22 protein-coding genes and 1 riboswitch are annotated in these 23,673 nt (G+C 70.4%); of the genes, 15 read left to right on the forward strand and 7 right to left on the reverse strand.

What is annotated here, in order from left to right; genetic code table 11:
• The first annotated feature begins 21 nt into the window (after positions 1–21).
• Both ilvN and ilvC read left to right on the forward strand, forming a co-directional pair.
• Positions 22–546: an acetolactate synthase small subunit gene (ilvN, locus tag BLS95_RS29125; RefSeq protein ID WP_090938216.1), complete on the forward strand. Its 525-nt coding sequence runs from the start codon at positions 22–24 to the stop codon at positions 544–546.
• A 22-nt stretch (positions 547–568) separates the two neighbouring features.
• Positions 569–1,552, forward strand: coding sequence for a ketol-acid reductoisomerase (ilvC, locus tag BLS95_RS29130; protein ID WP_090938991.1), 984 nt, complete (start codon positions 569–571; stop codon positions 1,550–1,552).
• Positions 1,553–1,616: 64 nt separating this feature from the next.
• On the opposite strand, the gene BLS95_RS29135 is transcribed toward ilvC, so the two are convergent.
• A complete protein-coding gene (locus BLS95_RS29135; RefSeq protein WP_090938219.1) occupies positions 1,617–2,534 on the reverse strand; it encodes a LysR family transcriptional regulator in 918 nt (305 codons plus the stop codon).
• A 101-nt stretch (positions 2,535–2,635) separates the two neighbouring features.
• Here BLS95_RS29135 and BLS95_RS29140 point away from each other — a divergent pair, with 101 nt between their 5' ends.
• The 5 genes from BLS95_RS29140 to BLS95_RS29160 all read left to right on the forward strand — a co-directional run bounded on the left by BLS95_RS29140 (position 2,636) and on the right by BLS95_RS29160 (position 6,069).
• Complete coding sequence (locus BLS95_RS29140) at positions 2,636–3,448, forward strand: isocitrate lyase/PEP mutase family protein (RefSeq protein ID WP_090938222.1); 813 nt, start codon at positions 2,636–2,638, stop codon at positions 3,446–3,448.
• 85 nt (positions 3,449–3,533) lie between these two features.
• Positions 3,534–4,055 carry a PadR family transcriptional regulator gene (locus tag BLS95_RS29145; protein WP_090938225.1) on the forward strand — a complete coding sequence of 174 codons (522 nt, stop codon included), beginning with the start codon at positions 3,534–3,536 and terminating at the stop codon, positions 4,053–4,055.
• A complete protein-coding gene (locus BLS95_RS29150) occupies positions 4,052–4,768 on the forward strand; it encodes a siderophore-interacting protein (RefSeq protein WP_090938228.1) in 717 nt (238 codons plus the stop codon). Before BLS95_RS29145 ends, BLS95_RS29150 begins: the two co-directional genes overlap by 4 nt.
• 53 nt (positions 4,769–4,821) lie before the next feature.
• Positions 4,822–5,589: a type I methionyl aminopeptidase gene (gene map / locus BLS95_RS29155; RefSeq protein WP_090938241.1), complete on the forward strand. Its 768-nt coding sequence runs from the start codon at positions 4,822–4,824 to the stop codon at positions 5,587–5,589.
• 231 nt (positions 5,590–5,820) lie between these two features.
• Positions 5,821–6,069, forward strand: coding sequence for a hypothetical protein (locus BLS95_RS29160; protein WP_090938268.1), 249 nt, complete (start codon positions 5,821–5,823; stop codon positions 6,067–6,069).
• Between the two features lie 407 nt (positions 6,070–6,476).
• Here BLS95_RS29160 and dacB read toward each other — a convergent pair whose 3' ends face one another.
• Both dacB and BLS95_RS29170 read right to left on the reverse strand, forming a co-directional pair.
• Positions 6,477–8,021 carry a D-alanyl-D-alanine carboxypeptidase/D-alanyl-D-alanine endopeptidase gene (gene dacB / locus BLS95_RS29165; protein ID WP_090938271.1) on the reverse strand — a complete coding sequence of 515 codons (1,545 nt, stop codon included), beginning with the start codon at positions 8,019–8,021 and terminating at the stop codon, positions 6,477–6,479.
• Between the two features lie 87 nt (positions 8,022–8,108).
• On the reverse strand, positions 8,109–8,657 hold the full coding sequence (locus BLS95_RS29170) for an FHA domain-containing protein (RefSeq protein ID WP_090938274.1): 549 nt from the start codon (positions 8,655–8,657) through the stop codon (positions 8,109–8,111).
• A gap of 89 nt (positions 8,658–8,746) precedes the next feature.
• Between BLS95_RS29170 and BLS95_RS29175 the strand changes: the two genes are divergently transcribed.
• The 3 genes from BLS95_RS29175 to BLS95_RS29185 are packed head-to-tail and all read left to right on the forward strand — an operon-like array spanning position 8,747 to position 12,521.
• Entirely contained in the window at positions 8,747–9,259 is a 513-nt protein-coding gene (locus BLS95_RS29175) for a PadR family transcriptional regulator (RefSeq protein WP_090938277.1), read from the forward strand.
• Entirely contained in the window at positions 9,256–9,939 is a 684-nt protein-coding gene (locus BLS95_RS29180; RefSeq protein ID WP_090938279.1) for an ABC transporter ATP-binding protein, read from the forward strand. The genes BLS95_RS29175 and BLS95_RS29180 overlap by 4 nt, the downstream gene beginning before the upstream one ends.
• Positions 9,936–12,521 (forward strand): FtsX-like permease family protein, encoded by a 2,586-nt coding sequence (locus BLS95_RS29185; RefSeq protein ID WP_090938281.1) that lies wholly within the window; start codon positions 9,936–9,938, stop codon positions 12,519–12,521. Before BLS95_RS29180 ends, BLS95_RS29185 begins: the two co-directional genes overlap by 4 nt.
• Here the strand turns inward: BLS95_RS29185 and BLS95_RS29190 are convergent.
• Together BLS95_RS29190 and BLS95_RS29195 are read right to left on the reverse strand one after the other, a co-directional pair.
• Complete coding sequence (locus tag BLS95_RS29190; RefSeq protein WP_090938284.1) at positions 12,481–13,842, reverse strand: MFS transporter; 1,362 nt, start codon at positions 13,840–13,842, stop codon at positions 12,481–12,483. The two genes, BLS95_RS29185 and BLS95_RS29190, sit on opposite strands and share 41 nt — an antisense overlap.
• 101 nt (positions 13,843–13,943) lie before the next feature.
• Complete coding sequence (locus BLS95_RS29195; RefSeq protein ID WP_090938287.1) at positions 13,944–14,798, reverse strand: hypothetical protein; 855 nt, start codon at positions 14,796–14,798, stop codon at positions 13,944–13,946.
• 243 nt (positions 14,799–15,041) lie between these two features.
• Between BLS95_RS29195 and serA the strand changes: the two genes are divergently transcribed.
• Positions 15,042–16,631 carry a phosphoglycerate dehydrogenase gene (serA, locus tag BLS95_RS29200; RefSeq protein WP_090938290.1) on the forward strand — a complete coding sequence of 530 codons (1,590 nt, stop codon included), beginning with the start codon at positions 15,042–15,044 and terminating at the stop codon, positions 16,629–16,631.
• A 526-nt stretch (positions 16,632–17,157) separates the two neighbouring features.
• Here the strand turns inward: serA and BLS95_RS29205 are convergent.
• Complete coding sequence (locus tag BLS95_RS29205; RefSeq protein ID WP_090938293.1) at positions 17,158–17,553, reverse strand: C40 family peptidase; 396 nt, start codon at positions 17,551–17,553, stop codon at positions 17,158–17,160.
• 204 nt (positions 17,554–17,757) lie between these two features.
• Positions 17,758–17,897, reverse strand: a riboswitch (cyclic di-AMP (ydaO/yuaA leader).
• 98 nt (positions 17,898–17,995) lie between these two features.
• On the opposite strand from BLS95_RS29205, the gene BLS95_RS29215 reads away from it, so the two are divergent.
• Entirely contained in the window at positions 17,996–19,042 is a 1,047-nt protein-coding gene (locus BLS95_RS29215) for a 3-isopropylmalate dehydrogenase (protein WP_090938299.1), read from the forward strand.
• A gap of 207 nt (positions 19,043–19,249) precedes the next feature.
• Positions 19,250–20,347 carry a branched-chain amino acid aminotransferase gene (locus BLS95_RS29220; RefSeq protein WP_090938302.1) on the forward strand — a complete coding sequence of 366 codons (1,098 nt, stop codon included), beginning with the start codon at positions 19,250–19,252 and terminating at the stop codon, positions 20,345–20,347.
• Between the two features lie 50 nt (positions 20,348–20,397).
• On the opposite strand, the gene BLS95_RS29225 is transcribed toward BLS95_RS29220, so the two are convergent.
• A complete protein-coding gene (locus tag BLS95_RS29225) occupies positions 20,398–21,042 on the reverse strand; it encodes an O-methyltransferase (RefSeq protein ID WP_090938305.1) in 645 nt (214 codons plus the stop codon).
• 60 nt (positions 21,043–21,102) lie between these two features.
• Here BLS95_RS29225 and BLS95_RS29230 point away from each other — a divergent pair, with 60 nt between their 5' ends.
• Together BLS95_RS29230 and cimA are read left to right on the forward strand one after the other, a co-directional pair.
• Positions 21,103–21,747 carry a DsbA family protein gene (locus BLS95_RS29230; protein WP_090938309.1) on the forward strand — a complete coding sequence of 215 codons (645 nt, stop codon included), beginning with the start codon at positions 21,103–21,105 and terminating at the stop codon, positions 21,745–21,747.
• A 237-nt stretch (positions 21,748–21,984) separates the two neighbouring features.
• Positions 21,985–23,562, forward strand: coding sequence for a citramalate synthase (cimA, locus tag BLS95_RS29235; RefSeq protein WP_090938312.1), 1,578 nt, complete (start codon positions 21,985–21,987; stop codon positions 23,560–23,562).
• Positions 23,563–23,673: the final 111 nt, after the last annotated feature.

A 23,673-nucleotide genomic window follows, 5' to 3' on the forward strand; every position in this document is an offset into this window, starting at 1 on the left:
AAGAGGAGCGGTGAGCGACCGATGAGCCGTCACACGCTGTCCGTGCTGGTCGAGAACAAGCCCGGTGTCCTCGCGCGCGTGTCCGCGCTGTTCAGCCGGCGGGGCTTCAACATCGACTCGCTCGCCGTCGGGCCCACCGAGCACGACGACATCTCGCGGATGACGATAGTCGTCAGCGTCGAGGAGCTCCCGCTGGAGCAGGTCACCAAGCAGCTCAACAAGCTGGTGAACGTGCTGAAGATCGTCGAGCTGGACCCCGCGCAGTCGGTGCAGCGCGAGCTGATGCTGATCAAGGTCAGAGCCGACTCCGAAAGCCGCTCCCACGTGCTGGAGCTGGTCAACCTCTTCCGGGCCCGCTGCATCGACGTGGCGGCCGACGCCGTGACCATCGAGGTCACCGGCACTCCCGACAAGCTCGACGCCTTCATCAAGGTGCTTGAGCCGTTCGGGATCAAAGAACTCGTCCAGTCGGGCATGGTGGCCATCGGCCGCGGCGCCCGTTCCATCACCGATCGGTCCCTCAGGGCTTTGGACCGTACCGCTTGAAAGGTAAGAGCAAGTGACCGAGATCTACTACGACGACCAGGCCGACCTGTCGATCATCCAGGGACGTCACGTGGCCGTGCTGGGGTACGGCAGCCAGGGCCACGCCCATGCGCTCTCCCTGCGTGACTCGGGCGTGGACGTGCGCGTGGGCCTGCCCGAAGGCTCCAAGAGCCGTGAGAAGGCGGAGAACGACGGCCTTCGGGTCGTCACTCCGGGCGAGGCGGTCGAGGAGGCGAACCTCACGATGATCCTGGCGCCGGACCACGTCCAGCGCCACCTGTACGCCGAGCACGTCGCGCCCAACCTGGTCGAGGGCGACGCGCTGTTCTTCGGCCACGGCCTGAACATCCGCTACGGCCTCATCGAGGCCCCGGAGGGTGTGGACGTGTGCATGGTCGCGCCCAAGGGCCCCGGCCACCTCGTCCGCCGCCAGTTCGAGGCCGGGCGGGGCGTACCCTGCCTGGTGGCCGTCGAGAAGGACGCCTCGGGCAAGGCGCTGGACCTGGCGCTGTCGTACGCCAAGGGCATCGGCGGCACCCGGGCCGGGGCGCTGCGGACGACCTTCACCGAGGAGACGGAGACCGACCTGTTCGGCGAGCAGGCCGTGCTGTGCGGCGGCGTGTCCGAGCTCATCAAGGCCGGCTTCGAGACGCTCATCGAGGCCGGATACCAGCCGGAGGTCGCCTACTTCGAGTGCCTGCACGAGATGAAGCTGATCGTCGACCTCATGTACGAGGGCGGCATTTCGAAGATGTACTGGTCGGTGTCCGACACGGCCGAGTACGGCGGCTACACCCGCGGCCCGCGCATCATCACGGATGAGACGCGGCAGGAGATGCGCCGCATCCTGGGCGAGATCCAGGACGGGACCTTCGCCCAGCAGCTCGTCGCGGAGTTCGACGGCGGGCAGCAGGAGTTCAAGCGGCACCGCGAGGAGCTGGCCGCCAACCCGATCGAGACGACGGGTGCCAAGCTCCGCCCGATGATGAGCTGGCTCAAGGCCTGACCGCCGGGTCGCGGGTGGGGCCCCGGCCGGAGGCCCCACCCGCGACCATGCCGGTTGACGCGGCTCAGCCGCGCAGCTCGGGCGTGTGCTCCGCCAGCAGCTCCAGGAAGGCCGTCGCCAACCGGCCCTGATAGCCACGCCTGCGGCGGACCACGACCACGGGCAGGTCCGCGTGCAGGTTCTCCACCTCGATAGCCCGCAGGCTGCCGATGCGCAGCTCCTCCCTGACGCTGCTGACGGGCATGAGGGCGATGCCGAGCCCGGCCTGGACCAGCCGTTTCTGCGCCGTGAGGCTGTCCACCCTGGTGATCGGCGGGCCCGTCCGGCCCGCGGGCAGCCGGCGTTCCAGCAGGTGGCCGAAGGAGTCGGGCTGGCCGCGTTCGGGCGGGAAGCCGATCCAGCGCTCGTTCTCCAGCGCCCGTAGGTCCGGCAGGCGCGGCTCGGTGACCTCGTGCGAGGCGGGCACGACGACCAGCAGCTTCTCGGTGCCGAGCGGGACGCACTCCAACTGCGGGTCGGCGTCGGGGAAGTAGCGCAGGCCCAGGGACGCCTCGCCGCTGCGGACGAGCCCGCTCACCTCACGGCTCGTCGCGGTGCGCAACTCCACCGAAGCCTGCGGGAACCGGGCCTCGAACGTGCGCAGGACGTCCACCAGATGCGAGTCGGCCAGGGTGCCGACGATGGCCAGGCTGAGAGTCAGAGGGCTTCCCGGCTGCCGCACCTGCTCCCGTACGGCCCGCTCGCCGTCACGGACGGTCGCGAGGGCGGCCTCCGCGAAGGGCAGCAGCGTCCGGCCCGCGTCGGTGAGCGCCACCCGGCGGCCCGTCCGCTCGAACAGCGCCGCGCCCAGCGACTGCTCCAGCTCGCGGATCCGGCGGCTGATCGCGGGCTGGGACCGGTTGAGCCGCCTGGACGCCTCGGTGAACCCGCCCAGCTCGGCGATGCATACGAAAGCCTCGATCTCCTCCAGCGTCATAGGCATCAGGATTCCTGATAATTCGGATCATATCTATGCATTTGACGAATCCTTAAAGGAACGGCGACAGTGAGCGGGTAACGCCAGTCCACCGGACGGAGAGCACCATGACCGATCAGCTGGCCGCCGCCACCCGCTTCCGCGCCCTCCACGAGCGACCCGAGCCGCTCCTCCTGCCCAACCCGTGGGACGCCGGGACGGCGCGGATCCTTGCTTCGCTCGGCTTCGAGGCCCTGGCCACCACCAGCTTCGGCGTGGCCAACCAGCTCGGCCGCACCCGGGCCGACCGGCAGGACATCCTCGACAACTGCCGCGTCCTCAGTGAGGCGACCCCGCTCCCGGTCAACGCCGACCTGGAGAACGGGTACGCCGACGACCCCGCGGAGGCGGCCAAGATGGTCGCGGACGCCTGCGCGTACGGCGCGGTCGGGGCCTCGATCGAGGACGCGACGGGCGACCCCAGGAACCCCGTCTACGACTTCGGGCTCGCCGTCGAGCGTGTGCGGGCGGCCGTCGAGGTCGCCCGCGGCCTGCCCGTCCCGCTCGTGCTGACCGCCAGGGCGGAGAACCTGCTGTACGGCGTGGCCGGCCTCGACGAGGCCATCAGGCGCCTGCGGGCGTTCGAGGAGGCGGGCGCCGACGTCCTCTACGCCCCGGGCCTGCGCACCCTCGACCAGATGCGCGCGGTCGTCTCCTCCGTCGGCAAGCCGGTCAACGTGGTGATGGGCTTCGCGGACCCGGCGATCACCCTGGAGCAGCTCGCCGAGATCGGCGTGCGGCGGGTGAGCATCGGGGGCGCGCTCTCCCGGTTCGCGCTGAGCGCGTTCCTGGACGGCGCCCGGCAGATGCGCGCGGGCAGGTTCGGCTTCGTCGCGGAGATGGCCTCGGTCTCCGAACTCCACGAGGCATTCCACCCGTGACCCGGCCCCGGCGGGCCGTGAGATTCCACGGCAAGGCCAATTTTTCCATTTACTTCGTTATATCGTTCGATATAGCATCCGACCCATGATGAACGCACGTCGTACCCCGGGCGGCCTGGGTCCCACCGGGCGTTTCTTCGCCCCGGGTGAGCTGCGGCTGGCCGTCCTGGCCCTGGTCGCGGAGCGCCCCGGTCACGGCTACGAGATCATGAGCCGCCTGGCCGACCGCTTCAACGGCACCTACGAGCCGAGCGCCGGCTCCATCTACCCCACCCTGCAACTGCTGGAGGACGAGGGCCTCGTACGCGTCGAGCCCGCCGACGGCCGCAAGGTCCACCACGTCACCGACGAGGGCCGGCGGGCGGCCGAGGAGCAGGCCGAGGAGATCGAGCGGTTGTGGGGCCGGGCGGCCAGCAGGGGGGAGTGGGGGATGTTCCGCGAGCCCGAGGCCGCCGAGATCGTCGGCCCGGCGCTCCGCATGGTCAAGGCGGCCGTGAAGACCCTCGCCCACGCGCACGGCGACCCCCGCGTGGTCGAGCGCATCCAGGAGATCTTCGTCGACGCCCGCCACAGGATCGAGCAACTGGATCCGAGGAGGGGCCGATGACCGTCGCCCGCCGGCTGCTCGACCGGATGTTCCTGACCGGGGAGGTCGTCGAGGTCGAGCGGGTGACCGCCCGGATGCGGCGGGTCAGGATCGGGGGAGAGGCGCTGGCGGGCCTGAAGTGGACCCCTGGCCAGCACGTACGGCTGCTCGTCGGGGAGGGCGGGCTGCTCGGCGGGGTGCTGCGCACGTACTCGATCTGGGACTACGACCCGACCTGGGAGGCCGTCGACCTGATCGGTTACGACCACGGCGGCGACTCGCCCGGCACCTCCTGGATCAGGAAGGCCGAGCCCGGCCGGGAGGTCTCCTTCACCCGGCCGGACGGCGGCTTCGTGGTGCAAGAGGATGCCCCCTACCACCTGTTCGCCGGGGAGGAGACGGCGTCGGTGGCCTTCGGCGCCATGCTGGGCGCCCTTCCCGGGGACGCGCGGGTGTTCGGCGCGATCGAGGCCGACAGCCCCGGCGACCACCTGGACCTGCACGGGGACCTGGTCAGGGTGAGCCGGAAGGGCGCGTCCGCGGCCGGATCCGCGGCCCTGGTGAACGCGGTCAGGGAGCTGGACCTGCCTGACGAGCCGGGCGTGGCCTACCTCGCGGGCGAGGCCCGCACGATCCAGGCGGTCCGCGCCCACCTGGTCGGCGAGCGCGGCTGGCGGCGCAGGGACGTGCGGACCAAGCCCTTCTGGACTCCGGGCAGGCGCGGCCTCGACTGAGCCCTTCCTTGTCGTGATAATAATACCGGTATAGTTATCGACAAGGAGGGGCCGTGATCGAGCTCAAGACAGCCGGCGAAATCGACGCGATGCGGGCGGCGGGGCGGGTGGTGGCCGCCGTCCAGGCGGCGGTGCGCGAGCGGGCCACCGTCGGGGTCTCGTTGCGGCAACTCGACGAGGTGGCCAGGGAGGTCATGGAGGAGGCCGGGGCGGGGGCGTCGTTTCTCGGTTACCACCCGTCGTTCGGCGCCATGCCGTATCCGGGGGTGATCTGCACCTCGGTCAACGGGGTGATGCTGCACGGGCTGCCGTCACCCTACCGGTTGCGCGACGGTGACCTGCTGAGCGTGGACTGCGGGGCGTACATCGAGGGGTGGCACGCCGACGGCACGGTCAGCTTCGCCGTCGGCCAGGCCCGCGCCGAGGACCTCAAGCTGATCAGGGTCGCCGAGGAGACGCTGGCCGCGGGCATCGAGGCAGCGCTGCCCGGCGGCCGGATGGGCGACATCGGCCACGCCATGTCCACGGTGGGGCGGGGCGCGGGCTACGGCATGCAGAACGACTTCGGCGGCCACGGCATCGGGCGGGCCATGCATGAGTCGCCGTTCGTGCCCAACGAGGCCCGCCCGGGCCGGGGGCTGCGGCTGCGACCGGGGCTGGTGATCGCGATCGAGCCCAGCCTGATGGCCGGAGGCGGTGACGACTACGTCATGGCGGAGGACGGCTGGTCGGTGTGCTCGGCGGACGGGAGCAGGAGCGTTCACGTCGAGCACACGGTAGCCATAACTACGGACGGTCCGGTCATTTTGACCTTGCCGTAGGGCGGAACGTCCGTCGCGCGGTGGCCAAGTGATGGTCATCGAGGGCGTTCTTGTTCCTCAACGGGAAGCACTGGTGCGTCAAGTACGCCGATCTTGGTCACGGCTTCCCCCATCCCCTGTATTTGTGCAGGTCAAGAGCGGAAATGCGGGCGTTTGTCAAACTTGGGCGGGGGGCAGATCTCCCTCCGATAGCTACGGAGAGTAGCCGAGCGGTTATCAGAGGAGAATCACATGTACAGATCAGGGCTCGTCCTGGCCGGCCTCGTCGGTGGGATGATCATGGTCGCCGGTCCCGCGCTCGCCGCGACCCCAGGTGTCGCCGCCGTCGCAACGAACGCCAACATCCTGCCCGGGCCCGGCCACGGCAAGGACGACGGCGTCAAGTGGGACTTCGGCGAGTGGAACAACTTCGGCGAGGACAACGACATCGTTGACGTCGACATCCTGAACCAGCTCCTCAAGTCGGTCCTGAGCGGCTGATGCCAAGACGTACGAAGGGGCTTGCCCACGGGGCGAGCCCCTTCGGGGCGTTCTGGCCCCTTTCCGGCTCCTCGCCGGGTGCTTCGTGGGCGGGTGCGGGCCCGGCCGCGGTCCTGTGTGCGGGGGGAGGCGCGGCCGGGCCCGCCGGGAGGGGAGCGCATGGGCGTGCGGTGGGAAACCGGCTTGGGTGTGGCCGGCGAAGGCCCCGGCGCTCCCTGGTCCGGGGGGCAGTGCTCCGGTGACGGAGACTGCGTCGATCCCGAATTCTGGCGTCCCTGGGCCGGTTATGTACGGAAAAAGCCACCCATAGCTGGAGTTCCAGGTGGCCGAATCGTAATGTGGCCCGAACGATCGGCGGTAAACCGGGGCGGCCCCCTGGGCGTCAGAGGGCCGCGGGCGTCGTCAGATCAGCACTGGACCGGCTTGAGCCACGAGCATTCGAGGTCGCCCGTCGCGCCCGTCTCCGTGGCGCGGAGCTGTACGGCGTCGGTGGTCGCCGTGGCCCGGGAGAACTGCGCCAGCCGGACGGCGATCTTGTCCTCGATGTCCTTCGGCGAGCTCGACAGGTACTGGTTCAGCATGATGGAGAAGATCAGCGGCTCACCGTCGGCGCTCGTGACGTAGCCGGACAGGGCCGTGACCCCGGTCAGCGAGCCCGTCTTGGCGTGCACGTTGTTCGCCGCGGCCGTGCCCCGCATGCGGCTGGTCAGGGTGCCGCCGACGAAGCGGTCGGTGTTGCCCGCGATCGGCAGGGCGTCGTACCAGGTCTGGAACCAGGGCTTGCTCCGTACGGCCGACAGGAGCTGCACGATCGAGGCCGGCGAGAAGCCGTCGCGGCGCGACAGCCCGGACCCGTCACGCATGTTGATCACCTGCACCCCGTTGGCCCTGGCGAAGTCGGTGCTGACCTTGAGCCCGGCCGACCAGGTGCCCTGGCCGGCGGCCTTGCGGCCCATGGCCTTGGTGAGGATCTCGGCGTGGATGTTGTTGCTCAGCTTCATGAACGGCACCAGCAGCTCGCCCAGCGGCATCGACTCGTGCCTGGCCAGCTCCGTCGCGCCCGACCCGGCCGCGCCCGTCACGGTAGGCCCGAGCACCTTGACGCCGTGCCTGGTCAGCGCGTCGCGGAAGAGTGAGGACGCGTACGCCGTGGGGTCGTCGACGGCCACCCACTCCCGGTACGAGGTCGCCACCGTACCGGTGATCACGACGGTGCGGCTGCTGTGCTGCCGCTCGATGAGCACGTCGGTCGCCGTGCCCACGGTGGCCCGGTTGACGATCTTCAGGTAGTCGGTGGGCGGCGTGGTGGTCACCTTGACCTTGCCGTTCTCGGCCGCCACCGCGACGACCACCGAGCCGGCGTCGTAGTCCGTGTCGGGGGAGGCGGTCAGCGCCGAGATCGGCGCCGCGTAGTACGCGGTCTCGTCGTCCCAGGCCCAGTCGTTGCCGAGCCGCTGCGTGTCGAACCAGGAGTCGTCGGCCACGAGCCTGCCCGTGACGCGCTTGACGCCCGCGGCCGCCACCTCCTTGGCCAGCGCGTCGTAGTCGGCGGCCAGCATGGTCGGGTCACCGGTGCCACGCAGCACCAGGTCGCCCGCCAGCACCGAGCCGGCCCTGCGGCCGCTGCTCAGCACGGTGGTGGGGAAGCGGTAGTCGAGCCCGAGCGTCTCCACCGCGGCGGCCGAGGTGAACAGCTTGGTGTTCGAGGCCGGGATCAGGAGCTTGCCCGCGTCGGTGGCGTACAACTCCTCGCCGGTCTGGGCGCTCTTGACCACGACGCCCGCCCTGGCGATCGTGAGGCGTGAGTCGGCGAGGATCTGGTTGATGTCCTGGGTCAGGTCGGCCACGCCCGCCGATGGATCGAGCGCGACGGCCGGTAAGGAGGGGCTGGACGCCCACGCGAGGGCCGCGACGAGCGCGCCCGCGACGAGGGAGGCTGAGGTGCGCCGCATGGGGTCTCCAATGAACTTGGGGATCGCATGAGATCATGAATCAGCACCCGCGGCCCCGCAATCCGCAAATCTCCGTATTGACAGGAGTCAGGTCGGCTGGCCGTGGGTCAGCAGGAATTCGCAGTCGCCGAACGAGATCTCGTCCCCCGACTTGACCCGGGCGGGCCCCACCAGCCGCCACCCGTTGAGCCTGGTGCCGTTGAGCGACCCCAGATCGATCAGCATCCAGTGGCCGTCGCCCTCGCGCCGCAACTCGGCGTGCACCCGGGAGACCGTCAGATCCGACAGCACGAGATCGCACGCCGATCCCCGGCCCACCACGTAACGCAGCCGGTCGTCGTCCGGCAGGGCCAGCCGGGGCAATCTGGGCCGCCGCCAGGCCGCCTGCACCTTGGTGGTGAACTCCGACACCGACGCCACCGCGTCGGTCAGCCGTTGCCGGAACGTCGGCCGCCGCGGCAGGTCGGCCACCAGCTCGTCCAGCTCCTGCTGGTTGCGCGCGCGCAGCGCCTGGTCCACGCGGCCCACGAACGTGTCGTGCGAGATCCGCCCCTCCACGGCACGATCCCTGAGCTCGTCGATCGCACGGTCGCGTTCCCCGTCGGATGCCCGAAAGGGCGGGTGCGTGGAACTCATGTAGCGAGTATCGGCCTGAACCGCGTTCCGTGTCCAGAATACGCGGATCGGGTTGCCAGAGGCATACTCGGTATGCATACTCAGTATCCATGTCGATCAGACATGGACTGCTCGCGCTCCTGGATCGCGGGCCCCGGTACGGCTACCAACTCCGGGTCGAATTCGAGGCCGCGACGGGCGGGACCTGGCCGCTCAACATCGGCCAGGTCTACACCACGCTCGCCCGCCTGGAACGTGACGGCCTGGTCGAGCCCGGCGGCGCCGACGAGCAGGGCCGTGCCGTCTACGCGATCACCGGGGCCGGTCGCGAGGAGCTGGAGCGCTGGTTCGGCACCCCCGTCGCACCGGGCGACCGGCCCAGGGACGAACTCGTCATCAAGATCGCGATGGCCGTGGCCGGCGGCGCCGTCGACGTGGCCGAGGTGATCCAGGCCCAGCGCGCGGCCACCATGCGCGCCCTGCAGGAGCTCACCAGGACCAAACGCGCCGCGACAGGGGGGCTCGCGGAGCGGCTGGTGATCGACTCGTCCATCTTCAAAGCCGAGGCGGAGCAGCGCTGGCTGGACCACTGCGAGGCCGTTTCCAAGGAGAAGAGCTCATGACCGTGGTGGTGAGGCTGGCGGAGGTGACCCGCGAGCATGGCGACGTGCGCGCGCTGAAGGGGGTGAACCTGGAGGTCGCGGCGGGTGAGCTGGTCGCGGTCATGGGCCCGTCGGGCTCGGGCAAGTCGACGCTGCTCAACCTGGCCGGCGGGCTCGACCGGCCGACCTCGGGCACCGTGACGGTCGAGGGCGCGGACCTGGCGACGGTGAAGGACCTGGCCGCCTTCCGGCGTACCAGCGTCGGGTACGTCTTCCAGGACCTCAACCTGATCCCGTCCCTGACGGCCGCCGAGAACGTGATGCTGCCCAGGGAGCTGGACGGCGTGCGCCAGGGCCGGGCCCGCGCCGAGGCACTGGCCGTGCTGGAGGAGGTGGGGGCGGCCGAGGTCGCCGGCCGCTTCCCCGAGGAGCTGTCCGGCGGCCAGCGCCAGCGGGTCGCCATCGCCAGGGCGCTGGCCGGTGAGCGGCGGCTGCTGCTGGCCGACGAGCCCACCGGCGCGCTCGACACGGCCACCGGCGACGCGATCCTGCAACTGCTGCGCGCCCGCTGCGACGCGGGCGTGGCGGTGCTGCTCGTCACCCACGAGCCCCGCTACGCCGCCTGGGCCGACCGGGTGGTCTACCTGCGCGACGGCCTGATCGTGGAGTCCACCTCCGTGCGGCTGGAGAGCGCCAGATGAGCGCCTTCCTGGCCGCGCTGCGGCTCTCCCGCAGGGACGCGCTGCGCTTCAGGGGCCGCAGCGCACTGATCATGGTCATGATCGGCCTGCCCGTGCTGGTCGTCACAGCGGTGCTCACCGGCGCCGCCACCACGGACCTCACCCCGCAGGAGAAGCTGGACTCCATGCTCGGCGCGGCGGACGCGCGCCTGACCGTCTCCCGCTTCCGCCCTACGGACCAGTATTACCACGGTGAGTTCGACGTTCCACCGCCCACGTCGCGAGAGCGCGGGCCGTGGACGGAGGCCGAGGTCCACACCCTGCTCGACGGCCGCCTGCTCCGCTACCAGACCGATGTCGTGGACGCCCGCCTGGCGGACGGCTACGACCAGGTGGACGTGCTGGAGGTGGACCTGCGGGACCCGATGACGCGCGGGATGCGCCCGCTGGTGCGGGGCAGGTTCGCCGCCGCGCCGGGCGAGGTCGCGGTGTCCCCCGCACTGCTCGACCGGGGCGTGCGGCTGGGCGGCACGATCACACTGGCCGGGCGGGATCGGCCGGCGCGGGTGGTCGGCGTCGTCGAACATCCCAACCGGCCGGGCATCAAGGAGGTCGTCGGCGTACCGGGGAGCCCCCTGCCTGACGGCGGCAGCAGCAGCGGCTGGCTCGCCGACACCCCCGGCCCCGTCAAGCGGGCGGACATCCGCCGCCTGAACCAGGCGGGAATGGCCGTCAGCTCCCGCAGCGTGATCGAGAGCCCGACGCCGGCTGAGCTCGGCGAGGATCGGCTGCGGTCACCGGGCCGCGAGGACGACCTGGTCTGGCTCGGCCTCGCGATCGTGATCGTCGTCATGGAGGTCGTGCTGCTGGCGGGTCCCGCGTTCGCGGTGGGGCTGCGGCGCAGGCGCAGGGAACTGGCGGTGATCGCGGCGCAGGGCGCCTCCGGCCGGCAGCTCAGGACCATCGTGCTCGCCGACGGCCTGGTGCTCGGCGGCGCGGCGGCGCTGCTCGGGGTGGCCCTGGGCATCGCCGCGGGCCTGCTGGTGGAACCCGTCGTGGCCGCCCGGGCGGACTGGACGCAGGGCCCCGCCGAGGTGCCATGGTGGCAGGTGCTCGGCGTGGCCGCATTGGGCGTGGTCAGCGGCCTGGTCGCCGCGCTGGTGCCGGCCGTGCAGGCGGCCCGGCAGAGCCCTGCCGAGCTGCTCGCGGGCCGAGCCGCTGTGGACACCCGGCGCCGCGCGGGCCGTCCCGTGCTCGGGCTCGTGCTGGTGGCGCTCGGCCTCGGCACGACCTTCTACAGCGTGCGCCACGGGCAGCTCTCCGTGGCGGTGGCCGCCGTGCTGCTCGTACTCGGCCTGGTCGCGCTGATGCAGTGGCTGGTCCAGGCCACAGGGCGGCTCTCCTCCCGGCTGCCGCTCCCGCTGCGCCTGACCGTCCGCGACGCCTCCCGCCACCGCGTCCGTACGGCCTCCGCCGCCGCGGCCGTCATGGCCGCCACCATGGGGACGATCACCTTGGGCATCGGCCTCAGCAGCGCCCTGGCCGAGCGGGAGGCGAATCGCGCCGCGCTGGCCCCGGTGGGCACCCTGGCGATCGGCGGCAGTGACCTGGACGACGCGGAATGGGGACGACTGCGGGCGGAGATCGGCCGGTGGCTTCCCGGCGTGAGCCTGATCCCCGGGCTGGGGGTACTGGACGCGCAGGGGAGATCCGTGGACATGAACATCTTCCGGGAGCCAGAGGGCTGCGAGGGCACCCATAAGTGCGACACGCTCGTGCACAGCTTCATGTTCATGCAGCCGATCGGCGATGAGAGGCTGCTGGCCTTCCTCCAGGGCCGCCATGACCCGCGAGCCGCCGCCGCGCTGGCGGCGGGCAAGGCCGTGGCGTTCGATCCGGGGCTGGTCCGCGACGGCATGATCGAGATCGAGGCCGTCCGGAGGTTCGGCGATCCGGTGCCGCCCCAGCGGTTCAAGGTGGCGGCCGTGGTGTCCAGTGGGGCCGAACCCGCGCAGACCGGCGTGTTCCTGCCCCCTTCCGCCGTGACGGCCGCCGGGTTCCGGGTGGCCGAGCGTGTCGTCTTCGCCCCTCACACGCCGCCCTACCTGGAGCGCCTGGAGCGTGACCTTCGGGCGGTGCAGGACAGCGTTTACGTGCGCGTGGAGCAGCGCTACGACGAGACCCGGTTCACGATGCTGCTGGCCCTGCTGGGCGCGTCGATGGTCGTGGTGCTCGGCGGCACGTTCGCGGCCACCGGCCTGGCCGCCGCCGACATGCGCCAGGACCTCGACACCATGTCCGCGGTCGGCGGCCCGCCGCGGGTGCGCAGGTTCGTGGTGGCGGGCCAGGCGGCCTACATCGCCGGCCTGGGCGCCGTGGTCGGGCTGGCCGGCGGCCTGGTGAGCGGTGTGGCCCTGACCTGGCCGATGACGCGGTCGGGCTATCGGGGGCCGGGGGAGGCCCTCTACGACCCCGGGCCCACGACGATCGACCTTCCCTGGCCGTTCCTGGTCGCGGCGGTGGTGGGGTTGCCGTTGCTGGCCGCGCTGGTGGCGGGGGCGTTCACCCGGACTCGGCTCGTGCCGGCGCGCCGGGTGGCGTGAGCCGATACCTCAGGGTGATCAGCACCGAGGCGAAGATGATCAGCGCGGGAACCGTGGTCTGCCCGACGAGGACCGCGGTCACCGCGCTGTCCGGCTGCTGGACCGGCCTGCTCGGCTCGGACTCGACGAAGCCGCCCAGCGAGAGGATCACCCCGAAGATCAGCGCGCCGAACGAGCTGACCCCGCTCTCGATGGCCGTCCACAACCCGGTCAGCACGCCCGCCCTGCGCTTGCCCGTCCGCGCCGCGTCCACCGCGATCACGTCCGCGAGCATCGAGAACTGCAGCAGTTGCACCCCGGCGATGCCCACCCCCACCAGCAGGATCACGATGTGCGCGTAGAGCGGGCCGAAGACCGGGGTGGCCATCGCCAGCGCGGTCCCGCCGCCGAACAGCAGCGCGGCCAGCACCATCGCCCCCCGCTTGTCGAAGCGCTTGGACAGCCACACCCACAGGGGCATGGTCAGCAGCATCGGGCCGACCAGCGCGGCGAACAGCGTCTGCGTGGCCTTGGGCGAGCCGATGGTGTAGGCGGCGAAGAACGGCGCCGCGGCCAGCATCATGCTCACCGCCAGCTGCTGCGTGCAGGCCAGCACCGTGATCCACAGGAAGGGCCGGTTGCCCCTGATCGCGGCCAACTGCTCCCGCCAGCCGCCCCGGTCACCCTCGGACGCCCCCGTCATCGGCGCCCGGGCGGTGCCGAAGAACGCGCCGAACATCGACAGCAATAGGATCACCGCGATCGTGGCCGCCATCAGCCGGTAGCTGCCGAGCGTGCCCTCCTCGCCCTGGCCGGTCACGAGGATCGGCGCCAGCACGCCGCTGATCGCGGTGCCCGCGCCGACGAAGACCATCCGCCACTGCAGCAGCGAGGTGCGCTCGTGGTAGTCGTGCGTCATCTCGCCGGGCATCGCCTTGTACGGCACCTCGAACAGCGCGTACGCCGTCGCCGTCGCGAGGAAGCACACCCCCACGTAGAGGGCGGCGGGCACCCCGGTCAGCGGCGGCCCGGCGAACACCAGGAAGAACGCGATCGGCAACGTGCAGGCCCCCGCCAGCAACCAGGGCCGCCGCGGGCCCATCCGTGACCTGGTCCGGTCCGACCAGCGGCCGACCAGCGGGTTGATGACCAGGTCCCAGACCTTGGGCGCGGTCACCACCACCCCGGCCAGCCACGCGGGCACGGCCAGGAAGTTGGTCATGTAGTACAGCAGGAGCAGGCCGGGCACGGCGTTGACCGTGGACGTGCAGAACGACCCCACACCGTAGCCGAGGCGCACGCTCCTGGGGACCGTGGGCGGGGTCACCGCCGATGCGATCATGAACCCATTGAAACCGAGCGAGCGCTTGACTGGTAGGCCCATTCGGCGGCGCGCACGGCAGGGGTCCGGTCACCTGGGCCCCGCCGTACCCGCCGCGTGGGTCAGTCCCTCACGTCGGCGCACACCACGTGCGCGCCGATCTCGATCATCCGGCGCTCGCTGCGCGTGTCCGCCACCCGGGCCATGAGGATCGGCGCCCCGGAGGCGGCGAACTGCGGCAGCCGGGCGCGTACCAGGCGATGCAGATCGCGGACGACGTCCTCGGCGGCCGTCATGTGCACCTTGACGTGCAGCATGATCCCGGGAGCCCCGGACGCCGTACGGGCCTCGGAGATCCACACGTGGTGCACCAGCGGGAAGTCCATCAGCAGGTACGCGATCGCCTGCCGCAGCGCGGGCAGGATCGGATGCGTGCACCGCCGGTACCCGGGGTCCACCTGCTGCATGGGGCCCGACAGGTGCGGCCGGGGCGCGGGCACCCACGGCAGCGCGGGCGCATCCGTGCTCGGGGGAGCCACCTGGGCCAGCGCGGAGCCGCGGGACACGGTCGCCATGGCGCCCGTCGCGTAGGCGGCCGGCACGGCCCCCGACAGGACGGGCGTCGGACCTGAGCGCGTCGAGGTGAGGAAGCGCTGGAGGTCATCGATGGGCACGGCGGCGGCGGCGGGGCCGGCCGCGTCGATCACGATCTCCCGCACGCCGGTGACGCGCTGGATGTCCAGGATGGTGTCGGCGTCGCAGGCCGACAGGGAATGGCTGCCGCGGTGTCTGGCGTATGTAGCAGGGCCGGTGTAACCGAGGAGCACTCGGTCACCGGCTTGGGTCGTCCCTAGGACGACCGAACGATCTGGTCGCACTGCCACCAGGACTCCACCGTCGGCGAGGGCGCCCAGGAGGCGGTGAGGCGTGCCATGCCGGGCGAGCACGTCGGCAAGCGCAGGATTCCCGATGCTCATATGACGAACCATAGGTAGTCGGCCACGGCTTATCAGGCTAATGGCCAATAAATCTCCCGATCAAGACAAGATTCATGCGCATCTGGATGAGTTTGGCGGACGCTGGGTACGGACAGCGCTCGTCTCACCATGTGGTATCTCGTGAAAGCGTTCACAAGCGGTGGATAGACTCTGTGGGACCGCCGGGGGATCCGTGGACGTGTCCCCCGCAAGCCCGCAGCATGTCCCAAAGGATCCACGCCAGTGAACAAGCCCGTCGTTCTGGTCGCAGAGGAACTGTCCGAAGCCGGCCTCGCCGTACTCGGCGCTGATTTCGAGGTCCGCCACACCGACGGCGCCGACCGTTCCCAGTTGCTGCCCGCGCTCGCGGAGGCGGACGCGCTGATCGTGCGCTCCGCCACGCAGGTCGACGCCGAGGCCATCGCCGCCGCGCCCAAGCTGCGCGTCGTGGCCCGGGCCGGTGTCGGCCTCGACAACGTCGACGTCGAGGCGGCCACCAAGGCCGGTGTCATGGTCGTCAACGCGCCGACCTCCAACATCACCAGCGCCGCCGAGCAGACCGTCGCGCTGATCCTGGCCAGCGCGCGCAACACGGCCCAGGCCCACACCGCGCTCAAGGCCGGGGAGTGGAAGCGTTCCAAGTACACCGGGGTCGAGCTCGACGAGAAGGTCATCGGCATCGTCGGCTTCGGGAAGATCGGCCAGCTGGTGGCCCAGCGGCTGCTGCCGTTCGGGGTCGAGATCATCGCCTACGACCCCTACCTGCCGCCCGCCCGGGCCGCCCAGGTCGGCGTCACGCTCGTCAGCTTCGAGGAGCTGCTGAAGAAGTCCGACTTCATCACGCTGCACCCGCCGAAGACCAAGGAGACCGTCGGGCTCCTCGGCGACAAGGAGCTGCACCAGGTCAAGCCGTCGGTCCGCATCATCAACGTGGCGCGCGGCGGGATCATCGACGAGGGCGCTCTCTACGCGGCGATCAAGGAGGGACGCGTCGCGGGAGCGGGCCTGGACGTGTTCGCCAAGGAGCCGTGCACCGACAGTCCGCTGTTCGAGCTGGACCAGGTCGTCGCCACGCCGCACCTGGGCGCCTCCACGCACGAGGCCCAGGAGAAGGCCGGCACCCAGGTCGCGCGCAGCGTGAAGCTGGCGCTCGCGGGCGAGTTCGTGCCCGACGCCGTCAACGTCCAGGGCGGCGTGGTCGCCGAGGACGTCAAGCCGGGCCTCCCGCTGGCGGAGAAGCTGGGCCGGGTGTTCACCGCGCTGGCCGGCGAGGTCGCCACCAAGCTCGACATCGAGGTGCGCGGCGAGATCGCCTCCCAGGACGTGCGGGTGCTGGAGCTCGCGGCGCTCAAGGGCGTGTTCGCCGACGTGGTCGAGGAGCAGGTCACCTACGTCAACGCGCCACTGCTGGCCAAGGACCGCGGCCTGACCGTTGAGCTGGTGACCAGCTCCGAGAGCCCCGACTGGCGCAACGTCGTGACCGTGCGCGGCCTGCTCGCCGACGGCCGCCAGGTCTCGGTCTCGGGCACGCTCTCCGGCCCGCGCCAGATCACGAAGATCGTCGAGGTCAACGGCTACGAGATGGAGATCGAGCCGACGGCCCACCTGTGCTTCTTCACCTACACCGACCGTCCCGGCATCGTCGGCGTGGTCGGCCGCCTGCTCGGCGAGCACAGCATCAACATCGCCTCCATGCAGGTGGCCCGGGACGTCAAGGGCGGCAAGGCGCTCATCGCGCTGACCGTCGACTCGGCGATCCCGGCCGACGTGGTCGACCAGATCGTGTCCGAGATCGGCGCCGAGAGCGGCCGCTCGGTGGACGTGGAGGACTGAGCAGTCCCGCTCCGAAAGGGGGCCGCCGCCCGGATCGTCCCGGGGGCGGCCCCCTTGCTTGTCTCACGATGCGAGATGCTAGGACATCCAACGAGACGCTCGGGGTACTGTGGTGGGGATATGCGCCAGGTTCTCGTACTCATTACCTGCCGCGGCGGGGCCTGTTAGGGCAGGTCGACGACCCGCCGCGGTGAGCGGGGATGCGTCGGCCGGTAAGCCCCTTTTGTCCGGGGTTCGTGATCCGGATCACAAGATCGGCCCGATCGGGATCCGAATCCCCCACTGGAACGCTCGCGAAATGAGATGAGTCACATGTACGAGACGCATGCCGCGAACCGCCCCGAGGAGCACGAGGACAAGGCCGCCGAGGCCGTGCAGACCGCGCTGGATCGCAGGGACAACGGCGGCGCGCCCCAGCATTCCGGCCGCTAGGACACGAACGCGCCGGTAGGACACGACGGGGCGCGGGTGACACGACGGGAAGCGAGGGGGCGGCCCCGCGATGGTCGTGCGGGGCCGCCGTTGCTCACAGGGTCGCCGTGAGCATGGAGGGTGGCGGGTCGTGGCGTTGCTGCGTCGAACGGCGTACGCCCTTGGGGTCGGGGCGGACCGCGCCCACGAACGAGTCCCTGCGCCAGTCGGAGAGCGGTTCTTCCTTGACCACGTCGCCGGTGTGCGGCGCGTTGACCATGTAACCGGGTCTGGAGACCATCCCCACGTGTCCCAGTCCTGAGAAGAAGACCAGGTCACCGGGCTTGAGATGGTCCCAGGAGATCTTCTTGGAGAACGCGTTGTACTGCTCCGCCGCGGTCCGCGGCAGCTCGATCCCGGCGTGTTTGTACGCCTTGAGCACGAGTCCGGAGCAGTCGTACCCGCTGTCGCTGGTTCCGCCCCAGACGTAGGGGATGCCGCGCTTGCGCATGGCGAAGTTCAGGGCGACCTTCCAGGCCGGCTTGGGCTGGCTCTTCTGCTGGACGTGCTTGACCTGGGGGCCGGTCAGTGTGGTGATGCCGGGGTCCTGGGGGGCGGCTTGGGGAGTGACTTCGGGGGTGGCGGCTTGGGCCGGAGAGGCGAGTGTGAGCCCGGCGGCCGCCGCCGCCAGGCAAATGGCGATGCGAGACAGTGGTCTGTCCTTCCACGTGGCCTACCGGGTTAGCTGACGGGCTCGGGCCTGGAAGTGGCCCTACGGCTTGCGCCGATTCGCCCCAGGGGGAGGTTGGGTCCCCGGCTCCACGCAGCGGTGCGTGGATTAGGCTGGACGAACTCTAACGAAACGGTCAAAGCGTTGTAAACCACCTAAAATCGGACGTCCGAGAGTTGAGATGATGTGTTCGTCAGTCGAGACGAGCCGGTAAGGTACCGCCATGGAGTCGCGTAACATCCGCTTGGCCGTCATCCCCGGGGATGGCATCGGCACCGAGGTCGTGGCCGAAGGGCTCAAGGTCCTGGAGGCCGTCGGCACGAAGTTCGAGTCCACGCACTACGACCTGGGCGCCGCGCGCTACCACCGCACCGGTGAGACGCTGCCCGACGCGGTGCTGGAAGAGCTGCGCGGTTACGACGCGATCCTGCTCGGCGCCGTGGGTGACCCCAGCGTGCCGCCGGGCGTCCTGGAGCGCGATCTGCTGCTCCGCATCCGGTTCGAGTTCGACCACTACGTCAACCTGCGGCCGGTCAAGCTGTTCCCCGGCGTGACGACCCCGCTGGCAGACACGACGCCCGCGGACATCGACATGGTCGTCGTCCGCGAGGGCACCGAGGGCCTCTACGCGGGCACCGGCGGCGTCATGCGGCGCGGCACGCCGCACGAGATCGCCACCCAGGAGTCGCTCAACACCGCCCACGGCGTCGAGCGCGTGGTGCGTTACGCGTTCGAGAAGGCCAGGTCGCGGCCCCGCAAAAAGCTGACCCTCGTCCACAAGACCAACGTGCTCACCTACGCCGGCGACCTGTGGCAGCGCACGGTCAACCGGGTGGCGGCGGACTACCCCGAGGTCACCACCGACTACAGCCACATCGACGCGGCCTCGATGTTCTTCGTGAGCCAGCCCGAGCGGTTCGACGTGGTCGTCACCGACAACCTGTTCGGTGACATCATCACCGACCTCGGCGCGGCCGTCGCCGGCGGCATCGGCCTGGCGGCCAGCGGCAACATCAACCCCGAGGGCACCGCGCCCAGCATGTTCGAGCCGGTGCACGGCAGCGCTCCCGACATCGCCGGGCAGGGCAAGGCCGACCCGACCGCGGCCATCCTGTCGGTCGCCATGCTCCTCGACCACCTCGGGCTGCGGGCCGAGGCGGCCAGGGTCGAGCAGGCGGTCGCCGACGACCTCGTGGACCGGCTGGCAGGCGGGGCGGGCCGCGCCACCCACGAGATCGGCGACGAGATCACCGCGCGAGTATCCGGCTAGGACCGCCTAGCCCCTCACCTGCGCCTGGCGGTCCCCACAAGGGCCTCCAGGCGCTTTTTCATGTGCGGACCCAGCGAAGCACCCCATCAACCGCTTGCCATCCCATATAGCGAGACAATAGGAAGGACGCACCGCCTCAGGGCAGTGTCCTCCAGCCCCGCAGACTTCGGTAGATTGCGCAGAATCGCAGAGAGAAGGACCTCCGTCATGACCGTCGCTCAGAAGCTCAGCTTCGACGTGCAGCTATCCGACCACGCTCGCACCGCTGCCGAGCGGGCGCAGGTACTGGCGAATCCCGGTTTCGGGAGCTTCTTCACCGATCACATGATCTCCATCGACTTCACCGAGGGCCGCGGCTGGCACGACGCCCGGCTCATGCCGTACGGGCCGCTCTCCCTCGACCCGGCCACCGCGGTCTTCCACTACGCGCAGGAGCTGTTCGAGGGGCTCAAGGCCTACCGGCAGGGCGGCGGCTCGATCGTGACCTTCCGCCCGTACGCGAACGCCGCCCGCTTCAACCGCTCGGCCGTCCGGATGGCCATGCCGGAGCTGCCGGAGGAGACGTTCGTGGAGTCGCTGGACCTGCTCGTCGAGACCGACAGGGAGTGGGTGCCGACGACCGAGGGGCACAGCCTCTACCTGCGCCCCTTCATGATCGCCACGCAGGCGGGGCTCGGGGTGAACTACCCGTCGAGGACCTACCGGTACATGGTCATCGCCTCGCCCGCGGCCTCGTACTTCACGGGGGGCGTCAAGCCCGTCTCCGTCTGGCTGTCCACCGAGTACACGCGGGCCGCCCCCGGCGGCACCGGTTTCGCGAAGTGTGGCGGCAACTACGCGGCGGCGTTCGTGGCGCAGCGGCAGGCGGTGGCCAACGGCTGCGACCAGGTGGTGTGGCTGGACGCCCACGAGCACAAATACGTCGAGGAGATGGGCGGGATGAACCTGTTCTTCGTCTTCGGCGACAAGCTCGTCACCCCCGCTCTGACCGGCACCCTGCTGCCCGGCATCACCCGGGACTCCATCCTGGAGCTGGCCGGCGAGCTGGGCCTGAGGACGGAGGAGCGGCTGATCTCGGTCGACGAGTGGCAGGCCGGGTGCGAGTCAGGGGAGCTCACGGAGGTGTTCGCGTGCGGGACGGCGGCCGTGGTGACGCCGGTCGGCTCGGTGAAGGGCGCCGACCGCTCCTGGACCGTCGCCGGCGGCGAGCAGGGCCCGGTGACGACGCGGGTGCGTGAGGAGCTCGTCGGCATCCAGTACGGCGCCCGCCCCGACTCCCACAACTGGGTCCACAAGATCGTCTAGTCGGGCCAGGTGGGATCGCCCGCGCGGGCGGGTGGTCCCACCCGGACGCCTCAGTTCTTCATGATCATGGTCATGCCGTCGGCCCACGGCAGCATGAGCACGCTCACCCGCGGATCCTCGATCACCAGGTCGTTGAACTCGCGGATCTCCACGGTCGTGGTCTCCGCGTGGGCGGGGTCGGCCACCCATCCCCTGCGCAGCGTGTTGTCGGCGATGATCAGCCCGCCCGGGCGCAGGCGGTCGAGCAGCAGCTCGTAGTAGCCGGGGTAGTTGCCCTTGTCGGCGTCCAGGAAGGCCAGGTCGATCGTCTCGTCGAAGGCGGCGAGCGTCTCCAGCGCGGGCCCGAGCGTGAGCGTGATCCGGTCCTCGACGCCGGCCCGGCGCCAGTAGCGGCGGGCGATCGAGGTCCACTCCTCGCTCACGTCGAAGCAGTACAGCCGGCCGCCGGTCAGCCCGCGGGCGATGCACACCGACGAGTACCCGGTGAACGTCCCCACCTCCACGACCACCCGGGGCGCCGTGAGCCGGGTGATCATCGTGAGGAAGCTGCCCTGGTCGGGGGAGACCTGCATGCCCGCGGAGTCTCCGGTGACGTCCGCGGTCTCCTTGGCCAGCTCCTCCAGCAGGGGATCGGGCGCGGTGCTGTGAGTCCGGACATATTGCGCTACGGCGGGGTCCAGAAGATATGCCTTCATGCGGCCATTGTTTCCATTTCCGGTAGGGTCTGCGCGATCGATGACGTGGGAAGTGGGCTGATGATGAAGCGGTTGGTGGCGGTCGCGATGGCGTGCGTGGCGATCGTCGTACTCGGGGTGCTGGCGTTCTCGGAGCCGGACGCGTCGCCGGACGGGGTACGGCTGACCCGCCAGGTCGACGGCACCATGGTCCTGGCCGACCGGTCCAGCAAGGCCCCCGTACTCGACCTGTACGAGGACTTCGACTGCCCCGTCTGCAAGGACCTGCACGCCAGGGTGGACGCCACGATCCGGAAGCTGGCCACGGAGGGCAAGGTCAAGGTCGTCTTCCACGCCGTGACGATCTTCCAGGACGAGCCCATGCGCTCCAACTCCATCCGCGCCGCCGCTGCCGCCCGCTGCGTGCCGGAGGAGAACTGGCTGGCCTTCCGGGACGAGCTCTACGCCATGCAGCCCGCGCCGCACGGGGTGGCCTCCGGCTTCACCGTCGAGGACCTGGCCCGGGCCGCCAGGCAGGCGGGGGCGGACGTGGACCAGTGCGTCACCTCGCAGTCGTACGCGGAGGACCACCTGGCGCAGACGGCCAAAGTACGGCTGGAGGGCACCCCGACGGTGCTGCTCAACGGGCAGCTGATGGGCCAGGAGGCGTTCGACCCCGCGGCCCTCGAACGTGCCATCACCGGCGGCGGCGGTGTCGTGGTGTAACGACCCTCATCCCACAAGGTGAGATCGATGTGCCAGATGGTGACCACGTGTGGCAGACTGATGAGCACTATGTTCAGCGGTCTGCTCATTATCGGCAGGCGCGCCGGCTGACCAAGGGACACCGCCGGCGCGCAGACCTCTCACGTCCGTGAGGGGTCTTTTTGTTTTCCACGATTCGCAGGATCCGCACGCAGACCCGCCAGAACTCCCAGAAACCTGAAACTTCCGGAGAGACCCATGGCCGACGACCGCTTCCACGTATACGACACGACGCTGCGTGACGGCGCCCAGCAGGAGGGGCTCAACCTGACTGTCGCCGACAAGCTCGCCATCGCGCGTCACCTGGACAGCCTGGGCGTCGGCTTCATCGAAGGGGGCTGGCCGGGCGCCAACCCCAAGGACACAGAGTTCTTCAGGCAAGCCCGAACAGAGCTCGACCTGAAGCACGCGCGACTAGCCGCGTTCGGCGCGACCCGCCGGGCCGGGGTAAAGGCCGCCGACGACCCATTGGTGGCCGCGTTGCGCGAATCCGGCGCGCCGGTCGTGACCCTTGTCGCCAAGAGTCACGACCGGCACGTGGAGCTGGCCCTCCGCACGACCCTTGAGGAGAACCTCGCGATGATCCGCGACACGGTCTCCCACCTTCGTGCGGAGGGCCAGCGAGTCTTCCTCGACGCCGAGCACTTCTTCGACGGCTACAAGTCCAACCCCGCCTACGCGCTGGAGGTCGTCAGGACCGCCGCCGAGGCCGGGGCCGACGTCATCGCCCTGTGCGACACCAACGGCGGCATGCTCCCCGACGAGCTCGGGGAGGTCGTCCAGGAGGCGGTACGGAGCAGCGCCCGGGTCGGCATCCACTGCCACGACGACACCGGCTGCGCGGTGGCCAACACCCTGGCGGCCGTCCAGGCCGGCGCCACGCACGTCCAGGGCTGCGCCAACGGCTACGGCGAGCGCTCGGGCAACGCCAACCTCTTCACGGTCGTGGCCAACCTCCAGCTCAAGCGCGGCTTCGACCTCGTGCCCGCCGGCGCGCTGGCCGACATGACCCGCATCGCCCACGCCATCACCGAAGTGACGAACGTCACCCCCAACTCCCACGCCCCGTACGTCGGCACCTCCGCCTTCGCCCACAAGGCCGGCCTGCACGCCAGCGCCATCAAGGTGGACCCGAACCTCTACCAGCACATCGACCCCGCCGAGGTGGGCAACGACATGCGCATGCTCGTCTCCGACATGGCGGGCCGGGCGTCGGTGGAGCTCAAGGGCCGCGAGCTGGGCTACGAGCTGACCCCCGACCACACCAAGGCCCTGGTGAAGGAGGTCAAGAACCTGGAGTCGCAGGGCTACACCTTCGAGGCCGCCGACGCGTCCTTCGAGCTGCTGCTGCGGGACACCGTGCGGGGCGAGCGCAGGCGCCACTTCGAGGTGGAGTCCTGGCGGGTGATCGTCGAGCGTACGAAGGGCGGCGAGCTGGTCAGCGAGGCCACCGTCAAGGTGCACGCCAAGGGCGAGCGCATCGTGGCCACCGGCGAGGGCAACGGCCCCGTCAACGCCCTGGACAAGGCCGTACGGCTGGCGCTGGAGCAGCTCTACCCCGAGCTGGCCAAACTGGAGCTGGTGGACTACAAGGTCCGCATACTGGAGGGCACCCACGGCACGGACGCCGTCACCAGGGTCCTCATCACCTCCAGCGACGACCGCGCCGAGTGGTCCACGGTCGGGGTGGCGGAGAACATCATCGACGCGTCGTGGCAGGCCCTTGAGCAGGCGGTCACGTACGGCCTCCTAAGAGCCGGCCGCGAAACCCTCTGACCCCCCGCCCACCCGTTGCCTGGTTACCGGGTGGGCTGCCGGGATCCCGCCCCGACAACCTCGGCTCGCTGCGCTCGCCCCGCGCCCACCCGTTGCCTGGTTACCGGGGTG

This window comes from Nonomuraea jiangxiensis (assembly GCF_900099965.1).
Classification (GTDB): domain Bacteria; phylum Actinomycetota; class Actinomycetes; order Streptosporangiales; family Streptosporangiaceae; genus Nonomuraea; species Nonomuraea jiangxiensis.